The sequence below is a fragment of the Lysobacter sp. TAB13 genome, from assembly GCF_052113885.1.
In the GTDB taxonomy this organism is placed as follows: domain Bacteria; phylum Pseudomonadota; class Gammaproteobacteria; order Xanthomonadales; family Xanthomonadaceae; genus Lysobacter; species Lysobacter gummosus.
In genome coordinates, this window is the sequence record NZ_JBFRDR010000133.1 from 1 (window position 1) to 521 (window position 521).

The window sequence follows — 521 nt, forward strand, 5'->3', positions numbered from 1 at the left end:
GTATGGTGCCTGGATCATCCTGCTGAAGGGACTGACGCCGATCCCCTACAAGCTGGTGACGATCACCTCGGGCTTTGCCGGATACGATCTGCTCTGGTTTGTCGTACTCTCGATCATCACGCGCGGCGCACGGTTCTATCTTCTGGCCGGGTTGCTCAATCGATTCGGGGGGCCGATCCGGCGGATTCTCGACGAGCATTTCACCACGGCGATGATCGTCCTGGTCGTCGGAATCGTGGGCGGCTTCTTCGCCTTCAAGCACCTGTTCTGAGTGGTACGATCCAATGCCTGGCAGCGATTCCCGGCTCGATACCCTGATGCGCCCGATGCGGTTGATCCTCCTCCTCGGTCTCGGCTCGACGGCCCTGATCGCCGGAGCATGGTGGTCGCAACTCGTCTGGCATCTCGTGCCCTGCAAGCTCTGCCTCGAGCAGCGCATTCCACATTACGCCGCCATGGCGCTTGCCGCGGTGGCGCTGGTGGTCGCTCGCTCGCGTGCCCTGCAATTGACAGTGCTTGCG

At 62.0% G+C, this 521-nt stretch carries 2 protein-coding genes; both read left to right on the plus strand.

What is annotated here, in order from left to right; translation table 11 throughout:
- Window positions 1-271, plus strand: a 271-nt coding sequence (locus AB4Y92_RS25475) for a YqaA family protein (protein ID WP_441822149.1), incomplete at its 5' end; no start/stop codon positions are given.
- Window positions 272-284: 13 nt separating this feature from the next.
- A partial coding sequence (locus tag AB4Y92_RS25480; protein ID WP_441822150.1) for a disulfide bond formation protein B occupies window positions 285-521 on the plus strand: 237 nt, incomplete at its 3' end.